Genomic DNA, 16423 nt, shown 5'->3' on the forward strand with positions numbered 1-16423 from the left:
GGCGGGCAATTTCATTCGCGGGCGAGGGCATCCACCGGATTGAGCCGCGCGGCATTGCGCGCCGGCAGGAAGCCGAACACCACGCCGATGAGGGTGGAGCAGGCGAAGGCGCTGACGATGGAGGCAGTGGAATAGATCAGGCGGAAGCTGCTGACGAAGTGTGCAAACACCGCGCCAAAGGACAACGCCAGCAGCACGCCCAGCAAGCCGCCGGCCAGGCAGACCAGCACGGCTTCGATCAGGAACTGCTGCATGATGTCGCTCTGGCGCGCACCCACGGCCATGCGCACCCCGATCTCGCGGGTACGCTCGGTGACCGACACCAGCATGATGTTCATTACGCCAATGCCGCCCACCACCAGCGAGATCAGCGCGATCATCGATACCAGCAGGGTCAGTGTTGCCGTGGCCTTCTCGATGGTCTGGCGGATGCTGTCGGTGTTGAAGATGTAGAAGTCCTTGGTGCGATGGCGCAGCGTCATCAGCTGGGTGATGCCTTGTTCCGCCGCCGCGCTGGGCACCTTGTCGCTGACCCGCACGGTGATGCCGCTCAGGTAGCGCTGGCCGATGACGCGGCTCATGGCCGTCGTGTAGGGCACCCAGACGTTGAGCGCGCTATTGTTGCCGAAGCCGTTCTCGCGCTTTTGCGTCACGCCGATCACACGGCAGGGCACGCTACCCAGGAAGATGACTTCACCCAGCGCGTTGCCGCCGTTGGGGAAGAGCTTCTTGTAGGTGTTGGCATCGATCACCACTTCCTGTGCCTGGCGCCGGATGCTGTCGTTGTCGAAGCTCATGCCCTGCGCCATCTTCAGCCCGCGCACGCGGAAATACTGTTCACCTACGCCATTGATGGTGGCCGTCACCGAGATGTTGCCGTAGCGTGCCGAGGAGGCCGTGGCTACGCTGGGGGTGACGCTGTCCACGTAATTCTGTTCCGCCAGGGCGGCGGCATCGGCTGGCGTGAGGGTACGGATGGCGGCCGACTTCATGTCGCCGAAATCGGTGCCGGGAAAGATGTCGATGGTATTGGTCCCCATGGCGCTGATGTCGGAGAGGATCTGCTCGCGCGAGCCGCTGCCCAGCGCCACTACCGAGACCACCGAGGCGATGCCGATGATGATGCCCAGCATGGTCAGGAAACTGCGCAGGCGGTGCGCATTCATGGCCAGCAGCGACATGCGCAGCGCTTCCTTGAAACGGTCCAGCCCGGCGCGCCAGGTGCTGGCCTGGCGGCGTTGCTGGCGTTCCTGCTTGATCACGCCGTTTACCGGCGCGGTTTGGTCGGGTTCGTTGCGGCGATCCGCAATGATGACGCCATCCTTGATCTCGATGATGCGTTGGGCATTGCTGGCCACCTGCATGTCGTGCGTGACGATGATGATGGTGTGGCCCTCGGCATGCAATTCCTTGAGGATGTTCATCACCTCGTGGCCGCTGTGGCTGTCCAGCGCACCCGTGGGCTCGTCGGCCAGGATCACGTCGCCGCCATTCATCAGCGCGCGCGCAATCGAGACGCGCTGCTGCTGTCCGCCCGAGAGCTGGCCGGGCTTGTGGTGGCCACGATCGGCCAGGCCGAGCCGCGCCAGCAGCTGGGCGGCCCGTTGGCGGCGCTGCGCCGGTTCCTGGCCGGCATAGACGGCGGGCACCTCCACGTTGGCGGTGGCGTCCAGGTCCGACAGCAGGTGATAGCGCTGGAAGATGAAACCGAAATGCTCGCGGCGCAACTGTGCCAGTTCGTCCGGGGCCAGCTTGCCGGTCTCGCGTCCGGCGACCAGGTAGCTGCCGGCGCTGGGCTTGTCGAGGCAGCCGAGGATGTTCATCAGCGTCGACTTGCCCGAACCGGAGGCCCCGACGATGGCGACCATTTCGCCGGCGCAGATGTCGAGGTTGACGTCGTTGAGCACGGTGATGGTGTCATCCCCGGCCGGAAAGTCGCGGCGCAGTGCGCGCAATTGCAGCAAAGGTGTCGTCATGGCGAACTTACATGCGCGGCGGCGGGCCACGACGCTCGCTGCTGTTGTCGGCGGCGCCCGGCAGGGCGGTGCCGGTCACCACGCGTTCGCCGGCCTTGAGTCCCTCGACGATCTGCACCTGGGCATTGGTGTTGATGCCGATACGTACCTGGCGCTCCTGCGCCTGGCCTTGCGCGTCCAGCACACGTACGGTGTAGCGGCCTTGGGCATCCCTGGCGCCCAGGGCGGTGGAGGGCACCACCAGCGCCTCCTTGGCTTCGGAAAGCACGATGTTGACCTGCGTGGTCATCGAGATGCGCAGCTTGCCATCGGGGTTGGGCAGGTCCAGCAGGCCGTTGTAGTAGATCGCCGTGGAGCTGGCACTGCTGCTGGTGCTGGCCGTGGTGCTGGTGGCGGTGTCGTCCTGCAGGATTGAATCCGGTGCCGGTTCGATGGCGCGCAAGGTGGTGCGATAGCGGTGGTCGGGGTCGCCCAGGATGGTGAAGAATACCGGCAGGCCAGGCTTGACGCGCACCACGTCGGCTTCGGAGATCTGCGCCTTGATGGTGACCGTATCCATGCGCGCCACCTTGATGATGGTCGGGGTGGATTGGTTGGCGTTCACGGTCTGGCCTTCCTGCGCCACGATGGCCACCACTTCGCCGTCGATGGGTGCCGTGATCCGGGTATAGCCCAGGTTCAGGCGCGCGGTGTCGACCTTGATGGCGCCGTCCTTGATTTGTGCCTGCAGGGCCGCGATGTCGGCGCGGGTGGTATTGAGGGTGGCCTCGGCGCTCTCGAAGTTCTCGCGCGAGCTGGCGTCCCCGGCCAGCATCATCTGTTGCCGTGCATAGGCCAGCTGGGCCTGCTTCAGGCTGGCTTCCTTGGCACGCAGCTGGGCCTGCAGGTTCTGCAGCGAATACTGGGCGCTGGCCAGTGCATTGGCCTGGGTCAGGGAGTCGATCTCGGCCACCAGCTGGCCCTTCTTGACGCGGTCTCCCAGGGCCACCTTGAGCGACTTGATCTGGCCTGATACCTGGGCACCGACGCTGACCTGCTTGTAGGCCTTGACCGTGCCGCTGGCCAGTACCACGTCCTGGATGTCGGTGACCGTGGCGATGGCGCTGAGGTAGCCGGGTGGCGGCGGCGGGGTGAGCGCGCGGTGCACCAGGTAGCCGCCGGCCAGCAGGACGGCGAGACTGAGGAAGAGAATTTTTGGACGGCGGAAGTAGGCGAGGTTCATGCGAAAAAAATCAGGGTCGGCCTGACGGTGGCCGCGCGCAAAGGCGTCATTGTGGGGCTGGCGACGCCGGCCGTGTGTCAGGAGACGTAAATGTTGTGACAGCAGTCCGGCTGCTTACGGTTTGGGCAGGGCATTGACCGGCGGCACGCTGCCCAGCAAACGGACCATCTCGATGCCATCGGCAAGGAAGCGCTGCAAGGGCGTGAGCATGTAGGGCAGGGCGAAGGCGATCAGGATGAAGCCCGCCAGCATGGTAATCGAAAAACCGATCCCGAAGAGATTGAGCTGCGGTGCCGCGCGGGTGAGGATGCCCAGCGCGAAGTTGGTGATCAGCAGGGCGATCAGCAGCGGCAGCGACAACTGCAGCCCCATGCTGAACACCTTGGCGCCCCACAGGGCCAGCTCGTGGAAGCCTTCGGTGGTAATCGGCACACCCGTGATGGGCAGTGTATGGAAGCTCTCGGCCATCGCCTGCAGCAACAGCAGATGGCCATTGAGGCTGAGGAAGACCATGGTCGCCAGCAGCGAGAAGACCTGGCTGATGACGGCCGTACGGCCCTGGGTCTGGGGATCGAAGAAGGCCGCAAACGACAGGCCCATGGTGGAACTGGTCAGTTCACCCGCCGCTTCCACGGCGGCAAACACCACGCGCATGGCAAAGCCCATGGACAGGCCGATGAGCAACTGCTGCAGCAGGATCAGCAATCCCGTCATCGACATGGGGTCGATGGCCGGCGGGATCGGTACGTCCGGCGCCAGCACAACGCCGATGGCGATGCCCAGTAGGATCTTGACCAGCATGGGCACGCTGGCGCTGCCGAAGGGCGGTGCAATGGACAGCAGCCCGAGGATACGCGTGGTCGGCCAGATGAACATGGCGACCCAGGCGTAGAGTTGCTGGCTGGTGAAGGTGAGCATGGATCAGGAGCCGCCGGGCCTGCCCGGCGGACCGGCTTACTGGACCATGGCGGGAATCCCGCTGAACATGGTGTGCATGTAGTCGAGGATGACGGTCAGCATCCACGGACCGGCGATGATCAAGGCCAGGAACACGCCCACCAGCTTGGGAATGAAGGTCAGCGTCTGTTCGTTGATCTGGGTCGCGGCCTGGAAGATGCTCACCAGCAGCCCGATGAGAAGGGCCGTGATCAGCATCGGGGCAGCGATCAGGAGGGTGACTTCCATGGCCTGGCGGCCCATGGTCATGACGCTTTCGGGTGTCATACGTATCCTTGCCTTGGGCTAGTAGAAACTCTGGGCCAGGGAACCGATCAGCAGCTGCCAGCCATCCACGAGCACGAACAGCATCAGCTTGAAGGGCAGCGAGACGATGGCCGGCGACATCATCATCATGCCCATCGACATCAGGATACTGGCCACCACCATGTCGATGATGAGGAAGGGGATGAAGATGGCAAAGCCGATCTGGAAAGAAGTCTTCAGTTCACTGGTGACGAAGGCTGGGACCAGCAAGCGCAAAGGCACGTCCTCCGGACCCTGCAGGGCGGGGCCGCGAGAAAGCTTCACATACAGCGCCAAATCCGACTGGCGGGTCTGCTTGAGCATGAACTCCTTCAGGGGCGCGGCTCCCTTGTCGAGTGCTTCCATCATCTGGATCTTGTTTTCCGCAAAGGGCTGGTAGGCCTCGGTATAGATGCGGTCGAACACCGGACTCATGACGAAGAAGGTCAGGAACAGCGACAGTCCCACCAGCACCTGGGTGGGCGGGGTGGACTGCGTGCCCAGTGCCTGGCGCAGCAGCGACAGCACGATCACGATGCGGGTGAAGCAGGTCATCATCAGCAACGCCGCCGGAATGAACGACAGCGAGGTGAGGAACAGCATGGTCTGGATCGGCAGCGAATAATTCGTGCCACCGCCCGGGGCGGGCATGCTGTTCAGTGCCGGCAGGCCTTGCTGGGCCGAAGCCGCCAGCGGCAGGCACAGCAGCGCCATCCACCAGTAGCGGCTGCGCAGGAGCGCGCCGCTGCGGCGGAGAAGGGAAGAGAGGATGCCTTGCGGCTTAAGGTGTGCTGCCATCATTACCCGCACGGTCACCGCTGCCGGTGCCGCCATTTCGTTTATCCATGGTGTGCTTGAGCCAGGTGGCAAAGGCCGGACCTGTCGCGGCCGGCCGGTCCGCCACGCCTTCCTGGCGCGGCAGCGTGGCCAGGGCATTGACCCGGCCGGGGGCAACGCCGACTACGATCCACTGCTCGCCCACTTCGACGACCATCACCCGTTCGCGCGTACCGACCGAGACGCCGCCGACCACCTTGGCCACGGCATTGCCTCCCATGCTGTTGGCCAGGCCAAAGCGTTTGAAGAGCCAGGCCACCCCGGCCATCACGGCCAGTACCGCGATCAGCCCGAAGAGCATGGTGAAGACACTGCCGGAGGAAGAGGGAAGGGAAGTGCTGGCGGCGGTCGCCGCCGGGGCTGCCGCCGCTGGTGCTGTTGCGGTTGCCGGTGCCGCTACCGGGACTGCAGCGCTGCTGGCTGCCGCGGCGGTTTCGGCCCAGGCCTGGGCTGCCGTGACCATCGTGCCGCCCAGCAGGAGCCAGGCAGACATCAGCGCCGGACGGATCCGGCACCAACACTGCGACATCGATGCTGCGTCAAAACGTATCATCAAAACAGAAGCCATCCCGCTCAGCGGTTGAGCTTGCGGATGCGTTCTGCCGGCGTGATGATGTCGGTCAGGCGGATACCGAACTTGTCGTTGACCACCACCACTTCGCCTTGCGCGATCAGGCAGCCGTTGACCAGCACGTCCATCGGTTCACCGGCCATGCCATCCAGTTCCACCACCGAACCTTGCGCCAGTTGCAGCAGGTTCTTGATGGCGATCTTGGTGCGACCCAATTCCACGGTCAGCTGCACCGGGATATCGAGGATGAAGTCGATATCGTTGGGGGTATTGGTCTTGATATCGGCGGCGCTCAGGTCCTTGAAGACGGTGGCCATCGCGGGCGCCGCGCTGAGGCCTTTCTCGTCTTCCATCTCGCCCTTCTTTTGCGCTTCTTCGGCCTGGGTCTGCTCGGCCATGGCCGCGCCCCACGGATCGTCTTCCGCTGCGCCTGCGCCTGCTACGTTCTCATCAGCCATTACTAATCTCCTTGAAAGCTTTCCGGTGTTTCTTGATGGGTGATGGACAGCAGTTTTTCAACGCGCAATGCGTATTGGCCATTGGACTGGCCGTAGCTGCATTCCATCACCGGTACGCCGTCAACCTGTGCCTCGACGGTCGTATTGGTCTGCAGCGGAATGACGTCGCCGACCTGCATGTGCAGCAGATCGGTGAAATTGACTCGGGCGGTGCCGAAATTGACGATCAGTTCGACCTCGGCGGTCTGGATCTGCTGCTTCATCAGGCGGATCCAGCGCTTGTCCACTTCCAGTGCCTCGCCCTGCATGCTGCTGGTGAGGCGGTCACGTACCGGCTCGATCATCGAGTAGGGCGTGCAGATGTGGATTTCGCCCGACACCGGCCCCAGCTCGACGGTGAAGGTGGTCGAGACCACCACTTCGTTGGGCGTGGCGATGTTGGCGAACTGCGTATTCATTTCCGAGCGAATGAATTCGAATTCGATCGGATAGATCGGTTCCCACGACTTGGCGTAGGTCTCGAAGGTGATCTCCAGCACGCGCATGATGATGCGCTGCTCGGTGGGCGTGAATTCACGGCCTTCGATGCGGGTGTGGAAGCGGCCGTCGCCGCCGAACATGTTGTCGACCAGCATGAACACGAACTGCGGGTCGAACACCACCAGCCCGATGCCGCGGAAGGGCTTGATGTGGACCAGGTTCAGGTTGGTCGGCACCACCAGGTTGCGGATGAATTCGCTGTACTTGGACACCTTCACCGGACCGACCGAAATCTCGGCGGTGCGGTGAATGAAGTTGAACAAGCCGATGCGGAACAGACGCGCGAAACGCTCGTTGATGATTTCCAGCGTGGGCATGCGCCCGCGCACGATGCGTTCCTGCGTGGCCAGGTTGTAGGTACGTACCGTACCAGGAGCTTCTTCGACGATTTTTTCTTCGTCTTCATCTCCCGTCACGCCCTTCAAAAGGGCATCGACTTCTTCCTGTGATAGAAAATGCTCGGCCATGGTCGACGATCTCTGACTTCGATGCGGTGTTACTGCTGTTGGATCACGAACGAGGTGTAGAACACATCGGTGATCTGCGGTCCCTTGCCCTTGCCCGAGAACGGCTCGCCCAGTTGGTCGATGATCTCGTCGGTCAGGCGGCGCTTGCCTTCGCTGGTGAGCAGCTCCGAGGCCTTCTTGCTGGACAGCACCATCAGCAGGCGGCTGCGCACTTGCGGCATGTACAGCTTCAAGGCTTCAGCGGTCTGGCCATCCGGCACTTGCAGGGTCATTGCCACTTGCAGGTACTGGTCGCCGGTTTCCTGCTGCAGGTTCACCACGAAGGGTTCGATCACCACGAAGGTGGGGGCCTTGGCTTCGACCTTCTCTTCGGCGTGATCATCACCCTTCTTGCCCTTGCCACCCATCATGAAGAACGCTGCGGCGCCGCCGATGACCAGCACCAGCACCACGCCCACGATGATGAACAGCATCTTCTTGCTCGATTTTGCCGGTGCTGCATCTGCTTCAGCTCCCTTGGCCGGGGCTTTTCCTTTTGTTGCCATCTACTATTCCTTTCAGTTCGTCTGCGCGGGTTGAGGGCTTATCTGCTTATCGGCAGGCAAATCACATTGTTGAGTCCTGCGCGGACGAAAATTGCTTATTTTTTAAGGTTTGCGGTGCCAGGCATGTCTTGTGGCGATCAGGCGAAGGTGTCGACCAGCCCGAGTCCGCTGGTGGTCGCGCTGGCTGCCGTGGTGCCACTGAGGGCCACATCGCCTTCCTGCTCCTTGCCGAAGCTGCCCGGGCTGCCGCTGCGTGCCTGCTGCTGGCCGCTGCCGGCACCCTGCTGATGGTTGGGCATGCCGGTCTGGACATTGGCCTGGCCGAGCTGGATGCCGGCCTGGTCCATCATTTCGCGCAGCTTGGGCATGGCCGCTTCCAGCGCCTGCTTCACTTCGGGCTGGGCGGTGATGAAGGTGGCATCTGCCTGCTGGTTGTGCACGTTCAGCACCACCTGCATGGGGCCGAGGTCGGGCGGATTCAGGCTCAGCGAGGCGCTTTGCATGCCGGCGGTCGCCATCCAGGTGATCTTGGTGCCCAGGGCCTGGTTCCAGCCGGCACTGCCGACGTTGGACTGGATCTTGTCGCTGTAGGCCGGCGCAAACACGGCTTGCGGCTGGCTGGCGGCCACGGTCTGGACGGCCGGCAGGACCACGGGCGTCGGCGTGGCCTGGGCGGCATCCTGCTTGGCGGCGGGTGCGGCGACTTCGGGAGCGGCCTTGCCCAGTTGTGCGCGGGCGGACAGGGCGCTGGCATCGTCCTTGGGCTCGGCCTTGGCGGCAGCACCCAGGTCAATCGCCGCTTTTCCATCCTTGGCGGAGGCGGGCTGTGGCGCCGGATTGGCTTCGGCATTGCGCTTGCTGGCCAGTTCGCTGGCGGCGGCGTCCTGCTTGCTGCGGGCGGTTGCCAACGCATCCTGCAGGGCGGCCGGGTCGACCTTGCCTTGCTTTTCGTCGGCCAGGGCTTGCTGCTGGTCGGCCAGCGACATTTTGCCGCCGCGCTTGGCCTGGGCCAGCAGGTCGGCTTCGCTGCTCTCGCCCTTGGCCTTGCCATCGGCCGGCGTGACGGCGTTCTGCGCGATGTTGGCGACCAGGGCCAGCAGTTCTGCTGAAGCCTGGGTGGTGGTATCGGTGCTGTCCTCGTCCTCGTCCTTGTCGCTGACCTGGCTGCTCTTGTCGCTGCCATCGCCGGCAGCACTCTTGCTGGCGGCGCCGGCATTGGCGGAGGCATTCTGGGATTGCTGGGCGGCGGCGGACTGGTTGGCTGCTGCCTGCTTGGCGGCAGCCTGGTTCTCGGCGTTCTGCTGGGCCTGGCGCGCCTGTGCCTGGTTGTCCTGCACACGGGTATTGACCTGGCTGTTGAGCACCTGGTTGAAGGGCACATCGGCCGAGAAGCTGTCGGCGGGATTGCCCGAGCGCGAACCTGTGGCGGCCTGGGAGCCGGTGATCACGTTCAACAGCGGCAGGGAAGTGTTCATGATGGTGGCCTGTCGGTAAATGCGGTCTGCTGCTCTAGGATGCTGTTTGCGGTTCTTCGCTTGCGCGGTGTCTGTTTCGGTCTTGCCTGGCTGGCCGCTTCAGCGGTCAGCGCTTGTAGAAGCTGATGCGGGCAGCATGCTCGTCCATGGACTTCTGGTCGCGCTTGTTTTCCTTGCGCATTTCCTGGTCGCGCGCCCGCGTGGCCAGGGTGTCGTAGGACATGCGCTTGCGCTCGCAGGCCTGCCATGCGGCACGCGCCTCGGCTACCCGCTGCTGGCTGCTCTGCACCACGTTGACCTGGCCGTCGATGGCGTTGTCGATCTTTTCCAGGAACAGCTGGAAGTTGCGATACGCCAGGGCGGTCAGGCCATTGGTCAGGGTTTCCTGGAAGCGCGCGGCGTAATCGTCGCGGTATTGCTGCAGGATACCCAGCTTCTGTTGCGCTTCTTCACTCACGCGAATAGCCCGGCCGAGGCGTTTGGTCGCTTCGTCGGTCTCTTTGGTCGCCAATTCAATCAGCGTGTCAAGTGCGGAGGGAGTAGCCATGATCACTCTGATTATATTTTTGAGGATGCGCGCTCAATCAACCGAATAGAGCGGTAAGTTGCCTCAAGCTCTCTGATACATCGGCTTGCTCATGGATGCCCTGCTGCAAAAAGGACTCCATTCTTGGCAACAAGGCAATAGCTTCATCGAGCACCGGATCGCTGCCAGCGGCGTACGCGCCGACGCTGATGAGGTCGCGGTTGCGCTGGAAACGTGAATACAATTGCTTCAGGTGGCGCGAACGGCGTTGATGGTCGGCATCCGTGATGCTGTGCATGGCACGGCTGATGGATTGTTCGATATCGATGGCCGGATAGTGGCCCGCTTCGGCCAGCTGGCGATTGAGCACGATGTGGCCGTCCAGGATGGCGCGGGCGGCATCGGCGATCGGGTCCTGCTGGTCGTCGCCTTCGGTGAGCACGGTGTAGAAGGCGGTGATGGAGCCGCCGCCTTCATCGCCGTTGCCGGCGCGCTCCACCAGGGCGGGCAGCTTGGCGAACACGGACGGCGGATAGCCCTTGGTAGCCGGCGGTTCGCCGATGGCCAGGGCGATTTCGCGCTGGGCCATGGCGTAACGGGTCAGCGAATCCATGATCAGCAGCACATCCTTGCCCTGGTCGCGGAAATACTCGGCAATGGAGGTGCAGTACGCGGCCCCCTGCAGGCGCATCAGCGGCGGGGTATCGGCGGGCGCGGCCACCACGACCGAGCGTGCCAGGCCTTCGGCGCCGAGGATCTGTTCGATGAATTCCTTCACTTCGCGGCCGCGCTCACCGATCAGTCCGACCACGATCACGTCCGCGCTGGTATAGCGCGCCATCATGCCCAGCAACACGCTCTTGCCCACGCCCGAGCCGGCGAACAGTCCCATGCGCTGGCCACGGCCGACGGTGAGCATGGTGTTGATGGCACGGATGCCAGTGTCCAGAATGTCGCGGATGGGCGCACGGCCCAGCGGGTTGGCGGCACGCACGGCCAGCGGGGCCGAGCGTTCGGTGTGCAGCGGGCCGAGATTGTCGAGCGGGCGGCCGGCACCGTCGAGCACACGGCCCAGCAACTCGTCACCGACCGGCAGGCGGCGGCTGTGCTCGTCGGCGCGGCGCGGGGTGAAGCTGATGGGGCCGGTGCGCGGGGGAGGGCGGACCGGTTCGACCGGATAGACGCGGGTACCGGGGACGATGCCTTCGACATCGCTCTGCGGCATCAGGAACAAACGTTCATCCTGGAATCCCACCACTTCGGCTTCGATCATCATGCCGTTGGGCAGCGGGACATTGCAGGGGCTGCCCACGGGAAGCTTCAGTCCGACCGCTTCCATCACCAGGCCGGCCACGCGTGTGATGCGTCCGGCCGTGCGAGTAGGCTCGGCCATGGCGACCAGGCTGCGACAGTTGTGCAGGTAGGCTTGCCACAGGCTGCTATGGGAAGGCATCGGGGAGTTCATGCGGGTCTCCCGTTCAAGTAGAACGCATCTCACGCCTATTGATGAAATGAGTTCTAGCTATCACGTCGGGTGAATCATTCCAGCCAGTCGAGCTGCTTGGACAGCGACTCGCCCAAACGCTGCCAGCGCGTCTGGGTGGTGGCATCGATCTGGTTGGTGCGGGTTTCGACACGGCAGCCGCCGCGCTCGAGCTGGGCGTCCTCCTCGATCTTCCAGCCTTGCTGGGCCAGTTCCTCGCCCAGGTGCTTGCGCACCAAGGCCGCATCTTCCGGGTGCAGGGCCAGGCTGGCTGGCAGTTGCAGTACGGGCAGGGCGTGGATGGCGGCGCTCACGGTGGGCAGGATGAGCTCGGGGCGCACGTTCAGCGCCGTCTTGAGCATGGATTTGGCCAGGTCCAGCGCCAGGTCCAGCAGTTCGGGCGCCATCTTTTCACTGCACTGCGAGACCTCGGTGCTGAAATTGACCGCGATCTGGCGGAAGTGCTGGATGATTTCGTTGACTTCCTGCTGGCCTTGCTGGAGCCCGGCCACGTAGCCTTCGGAGCGGCCGGCCTGCAGGCCGTGTTCGCGGCCTTCGGCAAAACCCTCCTGGCGGGCGGCTTCGCGGATGGCATCGAGCTGTTCGGCCGTCAGCTGCGGGACCGGCGGCGGCTCTTCGAGGAATTCTTCTTCCTCGGGCAGCGGTTCCGGTTCCGGTTCGGGCTCTTCGTTGAATGACGCCAGCTCCCATCGCTGGTAGGGCGTCATCTCTTCCTTGGGAATGATCTTTGCACGCATGGCTTATTTGACTCCTCAGGCCGGCATGCCGACGGCACCCTGCATCTGCCTCAACCGCATCAGACGAACGCGTCCTCGCCCTTGGCACCCAGCACGATCTGGCCTTCGTCGGCCAGGCGGCGCACGATCTGCAGGATGGCCTTCTGTTGCGCATCGACTTCGGACAGACGCACCGGGCCCTTGGATTCCAGGTCTTCCTTCATCATCTCGGCCGCACGCTGCGACATGTTGGCGAAGATCTTGTCGCGCAGGCCTTGCGAGGCGCCCTTCAGGGCCACGATCAGCGACTCGGACTGGACTTCGCGCAGCAGCAGCTGGATGCCGCGGCCGTCGATGTCGATGATGTTTTCGAAGACGAACATCTCGTCCATGATCTTCTGCGCCATGTCCTCGTCGTAGGAGCGCAGGTTGTTCATCACCGCCGTCTCGTTCTCGCCCGACATGAAGTTGAGGATCTCGGCCGCGGTACGGATACCGCCCATCTGTTGTTTCTTGAGGCTTTCGTTGCCGGTCAGCAGCTTGGTCAACACGTCATTGAGTTCGCGCAACGCGGCCGGCTGCACGCCGTCCAGGGTTGCAATACGAAGGATGACGTCGTTGCGCAAACGTTCCGTGAAATTGTTGATGATGCCGCAGGCATGGTCGCGCTCCAGGTGGACCAGGATGGTGGCGATGATCTGCGGGTGTTCGTTGCGGATGAGTTCGGCCACCGACTGCGCGTCCATCCACTTGAGGCTTTCGATGCCGGAAGCATCGCGCCCGCCGAGGATGCGGTTGAGCAGGGAGGTGGCCTTGTCGTCGCCCAGGGCCTTGGTCAGGACGCTGCGGATGTACTCGTCCGAATCCAGGCCCAGCGAAGAGGCCTGGCCGGTCTCGGCGACGAAGGCTTCCAGCACTTCGTTGATTTCTTCGAAGCTGACGTTGCGCAGCGCCGACATGGCCGCGCCGAGCTTCTGGACCTCTTTCGGGCCCAGGTATTTCATGACTTCGGCGGCCTCATCCTCGCCCAAGGCGAGCATGAGGATGGCACCTTTCTGAACGCCGTCGTTACTCATTGTTCACCCATGACTTGATGATGCTTGCCACCAGCTTCGGATCATTCTTGGCCCACTGCTTGGCGGTTTCCAGATTGGCCTTGTACTGTGCGCGTTCGTCCACGGCCGGTTCGCCGGAGAGGTTGACGATGGCGTCCGGATCGTCCGGATCGAAGCCGGCGGCGACTGCTGCGGCAGCGGCGGCGGCTTCGGCCTCGGCCTTTTCCTTGGCCAGGCGTTCGCGCTCTTCGCGGCCCGACAGCTTCCAGACGATGGGGCGCAGCACACGGAAGTAGAGGAACAGCAGGACCGCAGCCACCAGCACGTACTTGCCGATTTCCTTGGCCAGTTCGATCATGCCCGGCTGCTTCCACAGCGGCACTTCCGGTTCCATGTCGGTGCTGAACTGGGTATTGACCACGTTGAGCGAGTCGCCGCGATCCTTGTTGTAACCCATCGCTTCCTTGACCAGGTCGGTGATCTGGTTGCGCTCGGCCTCGGTCAGGGGGCGCATCACGATCTTGCCGGTATTGTCCAGGGTGCGCTTGTAGTTCACCACCACGGCCACCGTCAGGCGGCGCACGCCACCCATGGGTTGCTGGGTGTAGCGGACCGTCTTGTCGACCTCGTAGTTGATGGTCTCGTCCTTGCGCGAATTGCCGCTGGCCGCCGGTGCCGGCGCCGCGCCATTGGGCGTGGCAGCCGTACCGTTCTGGTTGGCCGCGCCATTGGCCGCCGCCGGATTGACGATCTGGGCGGTGGCCGGGGCAGGGGGCTGGTTGGTCAGCGCACCCGGTACGCCCGAGGTGCCGGACGTGGCACTGTTGGCCTCGCTGCTCTGCTTGCTGCGCACGGCTGCCGTGTCGCGGGTCTGGTTGGGCTTGTAGGCCTCCGAGGCCTGCTCGCTGCGGGAGAAATCGACATCGGCCGTGGCTTCGGCGCGGACATTGCCGTTGCCGACGATGGGGGCGATGATGGATTCGACGCGCTTGACGATGTCCTGCTGCATGTCCTGGACATACTTCAGCTGGGTCGGGTCGAGCGTATTGGTTTGGGCTTGCTTGGTGGTGTCGGAGAGCAGGTTGCCGTTCTGGTCGACGATGGTGACGGCCTTGGGCGAGAGCTCAGGCACGCTGCTGGCCACCAGGTGGACGATGGCGCTGACCTGCTGCTGGTCCAGGAAACGGCCCGGGTAGAGGCTCAAGATCACCGAGGCGGTCGGCTTTTGCTGGTCGCGCACGAACACTGAGGCCTTGGGCAAGGCCAGGTGTACACGGGCGGTCTGGACCGAGGCCAGGGATTGGACGGAGCGTGCCAGCTCTCCTTCCAGCGCGCGCTGGAAGTTGACCTGTTCCAGGAACTGGGAAATGCCCAGCTTCTGGTTTTCCATCAGTTCGAAACCGACGTTGCCGCCCTTGGGCAGGCCTTGCGAGGCCAGCTTCAGGCGGGCGTCGTGGACCATGTTCTCGGGCACCAGGATGGCCGTGCCGCCGTCCGAATACTTGTAGGGCACGTTCATCTGCTGTAGCGAGGCCACGATGGCGCCGCCGTCGCGGTCATTGAAATTGGCGAACAGGACGCGGTACTCGACCTTCTGGCTCCACAGCCAGATGCCGGCCATCAGCGCCAGGGTGGCGGCCGCAGCAATGATGAGCAGGATGCGCTTGCCCTGCGGCGAGCGGGCGTAGCCCATCATGCCGCCTTGTGCAGCCTGCCCCTGGGGCAAGCCATCGGCATTGCCGAGTTCGCCCGGATTGTTGGTTTCGCCGGTCATCGTGCCGTCGGCTGCTACCGCCATGATTTCCCCTCTGGCGTTCCCTCGATTGCCAGCTTGATAAAGACTTTGATCACTGCCTACCTTTGTGAGGTTTTTGCTCAGTGTGGATTGTCCGTTGACAGGAAGAATTTGATCGCCCGAACAGAATGGCAAATTCCCCGCTTATTGGGCTGTTTTGTCAATGCGGCAGTGTTAAGGTGCTGCTGTAGTTTGCGAACGTGCGTATTGTGCTTTTGCCAAGCGGCAAAAAATGAACTCAAGAGGTGGGAAATGGCAATCGACAGCGTGATTGATACCAGCAAGATCGAGGCAATGGTCGCCCAGTTGAAGGCGGCCGCGGCGCGCGCCCAGGGTGGCGTGGATCCCGTCCAGAGTGGCGTGGCAGCGGAAAAGCCGGCGCAGCGCGTGGACTTTGCCGACGTGCTCAAGGGCGCGATCGACCAGGTCAATGATTCCCAGCAGAAAGCCGCCAAGATGTCGCAGGCCTTTGCCATGGGCGATGACAGCGTGAACCTGTCGGATGTGATGATTGCTTCCCAGAAGGCCAGCATCTCCTTCCAGACCAGCATCCAGGTGCGCAACAAGCTGGTCTCGGCTTACCGCGACATCATGACCATGCAGGTGTGAATTTTCTTTCTTTGGGCCGAACTGCTTGCCAGCTCGGCCTGCCATGACGAAACACCCCAGCGGCCGGCTATCCGGTGGCTGGGGTGTTTTGCTGTTGGGCGCAGCCGCATGGGCGCGCCGCTTTACATCATGCCGGAGGCTTTGGCGTTCTGTTCGCGTTCCAGCTTGGTGATGAAGCGCTGGATGGCGGCAAGGACGGTGCGGGGGATGTCGATGAACTGGCAGCCGAAGCGGTTGACCACCTTGCCGTTGGTCATCTTGAATTCCTTGCAATCGCGCACTTGAAGCTTGACCGAGACCAGGGTGTTGTCGCCCAGCTCAAGCTGGCAGTCCTCGTAGACGGCCCCCGGGGTAGTGGGCAGCAGCTTCTTCTCGTCGGTGATGCCGACGCCGCCGGCGCTGATGTTGTTGAGCAGCGTGACCACGGTGACAAACGAGCCATCGGCCTGGGTGATGCGGAAGGTGCAGCGCAGGGGCTTGGCAATGGGCGTGGGAATGCGGAAATATTCCCGCCGTTGCAGGCGCACCAGGCTTTCCGGGATGTCGACCTTCAGGGCCGGGCGGCTCTGGTACTCGACCTGCCGGGCGCCGTCCACGTTGAAGGTGATGCGGATGCTGTTGTAGAGGGCTTCGAAGCCGATGCGCTTGCTGGACACGATGCTCTCGTTGAGCGTGGCGCTGGGCGCGGCATCGATGATGAGCGAGTCGTCATCCTCATCGACTTCCAGAATGGAAGTGATCACGGATTCGGAGCCGCCCTTGATCAGCAGGCTCAGGAGCTGGTTCTTCTCCATCATGCTGGTCAGCAGGGCGATGATCTCCCTCCGTGAATGAACCCGGTATGGGCTGTCGTCGTCGATCTCGTCGTGGTTAGCCATCTGTGCG

General features: G+C 63.2%; 17 protein-coding genes. 1 reads left to right on the forward strand and 16 read right to left on the reverse strand.

What is annotated here, in order from left to right; genetic code table 11:
- Positions 1 to 11: 11 nt before the first annotated feature.
- From CEJ45_RS03025 to fliF, 15 genes are all read right to left on the reverse strand, one after another.
- Positions 12 to 1976, reverse strand: a complete 1965-nt coding sequence (locus CEJ45_RS03025; protein ID WP_088754022.1) for a MacB family efflux pump subunit — start codon at positions 1974 to 1976, stop codon at positions 12 to 14.
- 7 nt (positions 1977 to 1983) lie between these two features.
- Entirely contained in the window at positions 1984 to 3198 is a 1215-nt protein-coding gene (locus CEJ45_RS03030) for an efflux RND transporter periplasmic adaptor subunit (RefSeq protein WP_088753752.1), read from the reverse strand.
- A gap of 114 nt (positions 3199 to 3312) precedes the next feature.
- Positions 3313 to 4116, reverse strand: a complete 804-nt coding sequence (gene fliR / locus CEJ45_RS03035; RefSeq protein WP_088753753.1) for a flagellar biosynthetic protein FliR — start codon at positions 4114 to 4116, stop codon at positions 3313 to 3315.
- 36 nt (positions 4117 to 4152) lie between these two features.
- Positions 4153 to 4422 carry a flagellar biosynthesis protein FliQ gene (gene fliQ, locus CEJ45_RS03040; protein WP_088753754.1) on the reverse strand — a complete coding sequence of 90 codons (270 nt, stop codon included), beginning with the start codon at positions 4420 to 4422 and terminating at the stop codon, positions 4153 to 4155.
- Between the two features lie 18 nt (positions 4423 to 4440).
- Positions 4441 to 5238 (reverse strand): flagellar type III secretion system pore protein FliP, encoded by a 798-nt coding sequence (gene fliP, locus CEJ45_RS03045; RefSeq protein WP_370516284.1) that lies wholly within the window; start codon positions 5236 to 5238, stop codon positions 4441 to 4443.
- A complete protein-coding gene (fliO, locus tag CEJ45_RS03050; RefSeq protein ID WP_088753755.1) occupies positions 5222 to 5770 on the reverse strand; it encodes a flagellar biosynthetic protein FliO in 549 nt (182 codons plus the stop codon). The genes fliP and fliO overlap by 17 nt, the downstream gene beginning before the upstream one ends.
- Before the next feature lie 80 nt (positions 5771 to 5850).
- The gene (gene fliN / locus CEJ45_RS03055; RefSeq protein ID WP_088753756.1) at positions 5851 to 6306 is read right to left on the reverse strand and encodes a flagellar motor switch protein FliN; all 456 of its coding nucleotides are present in this window, start codon (positions 6304 to 6306) and stop codon (positions 5851 to 5853) included.
- A 2-nt stretch (positions 6307 to 6308) separates the two neighbouring features.
- Positions 6309 to 7313, reverse strand: coding sequence for a flagellar motor switch protein FliM (gene fliM, locus CEJ45_RS03060; RefSeq protein ID WP_017450944.1), 1005 nt, complete (start codon positions 7311 to 7313; stop codon positions 6309 to 6311).
- Between the two features lie 29 nt (positions 7314 to 7342).
- Complete coding sequence (gene fliL, locus CEJ45_RS03065) at positions 7343 to 7858, reverse strand: flagellar basal body-associated protein FliL (protein WP_034338546.1); 516 nt, start codon at positions 7856 to 7858, stop codon at positions 7343 to 7345.
- Between the two features lie 137 nt (positions 7859 to 7995).
- Positions 7996 to 9333, reverse strand: a complete 1338-nt coding sequence (locus CEJ45_RS03070) for a flagellar hook-length control protein FliK (RefSeq protein WP_088753757.1) — start codon at positions 9331 to 9333, stop codon at positions 7996 to 7998.
- A gap of 106 nt (positions 9334 to 9439) precedes the next feature.
- Entirely contained in the window at positions 9440 to 9880 is a 441-nt protein-coding gene (fliJ, locus tag CEJ45_RS03075; protein WP_088753758.1) for a flagellar export protein FliJ, read from the reverse strand.
- Positions 9881 to 9917: 37 nt separating this feature from the next.
- Positions 9918 to 11324 carry a flagellar protein export ATPase FliI gene (gene fliI, locus CEJ45_RS03080; RefSeq protein ID WP_088753759.1) on the reverse strand — a complete coding sequence of 469 codons (1407 nt, stop codon included), beginning with the start codon at positions 11322 to 11324 and terminating at the stop codon, positions 9918 to 9920.
- Between the two features lie 74 nt (positions 11325 to 11398).
- Positions 11399 to 12100, reverse strand: coding sequence for a flagellar assembly protein FliH (gene fliH / locus CEJ45_RS03085; protein ID WP_088753760.1), 702 nt, complete (start codon positions 12098 to 12100; stop codon positions 11399 to 11401).
- A 59-nt stretch (positions 12101 to 12159) separates the two neighbouring features.
- Positions 12160 to 13155, reverse strand: coding sequence for a flagellar motor switch protein FliG (gene fliG, locus CEJ45_RS03090; protein WP_034338562.1), 996 nt, complete (start codon positions 13153 to 13155; stop codon positions 12160 to 12162).
- Complete coding sequence (fliF, locus tag CEJ45_RS03095; RefSeq protein WP_088753761.1) at positions 13148 to 14932, reverse strand: flagellar basal-body MS-ring/collar protein FliF; 1785 nt, start codon at positions 14930 to 14932, stop codon at positions 13148 to 13150. Before fliF ends, fliG begins: the two co-directional genes overlap by 8 nt.
- Before the next feature lie 249 nt (positions 14933 to 15181).
- On the opposite strand from fliF, the gene fliE reads away from it, so the two are divergent.
- Complete coding sequence (gene fliE, locus CEJ45_RS03100; protein WP_088753762.1) at positions 15182 to 15538, forward strand: flagellar hook-basal body complex protein FliE; 357 nt, start codon at positions 15182 to 15184, stop codon at positions 15536 to 15538.
- Positions 15539 to 15660: 122 nt separating this feature from the next.
- Here fliE and CEJ45_RS03105 read toward each other — a convergent pair whose 3' ends face one another.
- Positions 15661 to 16416 carry a flagellar brake protein gene (locus CEJ45_RS03105; RefSeq protein ID WP_088753763.1) on the reverse strand — a complete coding sequence of 252 codons (756 nt, stop codon included), beginning with the start codon at positions 16414 to 16416 and terminating at the stop codon, positions 15661 to 15663.
- Between the last annotated feature and the right edge of the window lie 7 nt (positions 16417 to 16423).

Source organism: Herbaspirillum aquaticum, assembly GCF_002213425.1.
Taxonomy (GTDB): Bacteria; Pseudomonadota; Gammaproteobacteria; order Burkholderiales; family Burkholderiaceae_D; genus Herbaspirillum; species Herbaspirillum aquaticum.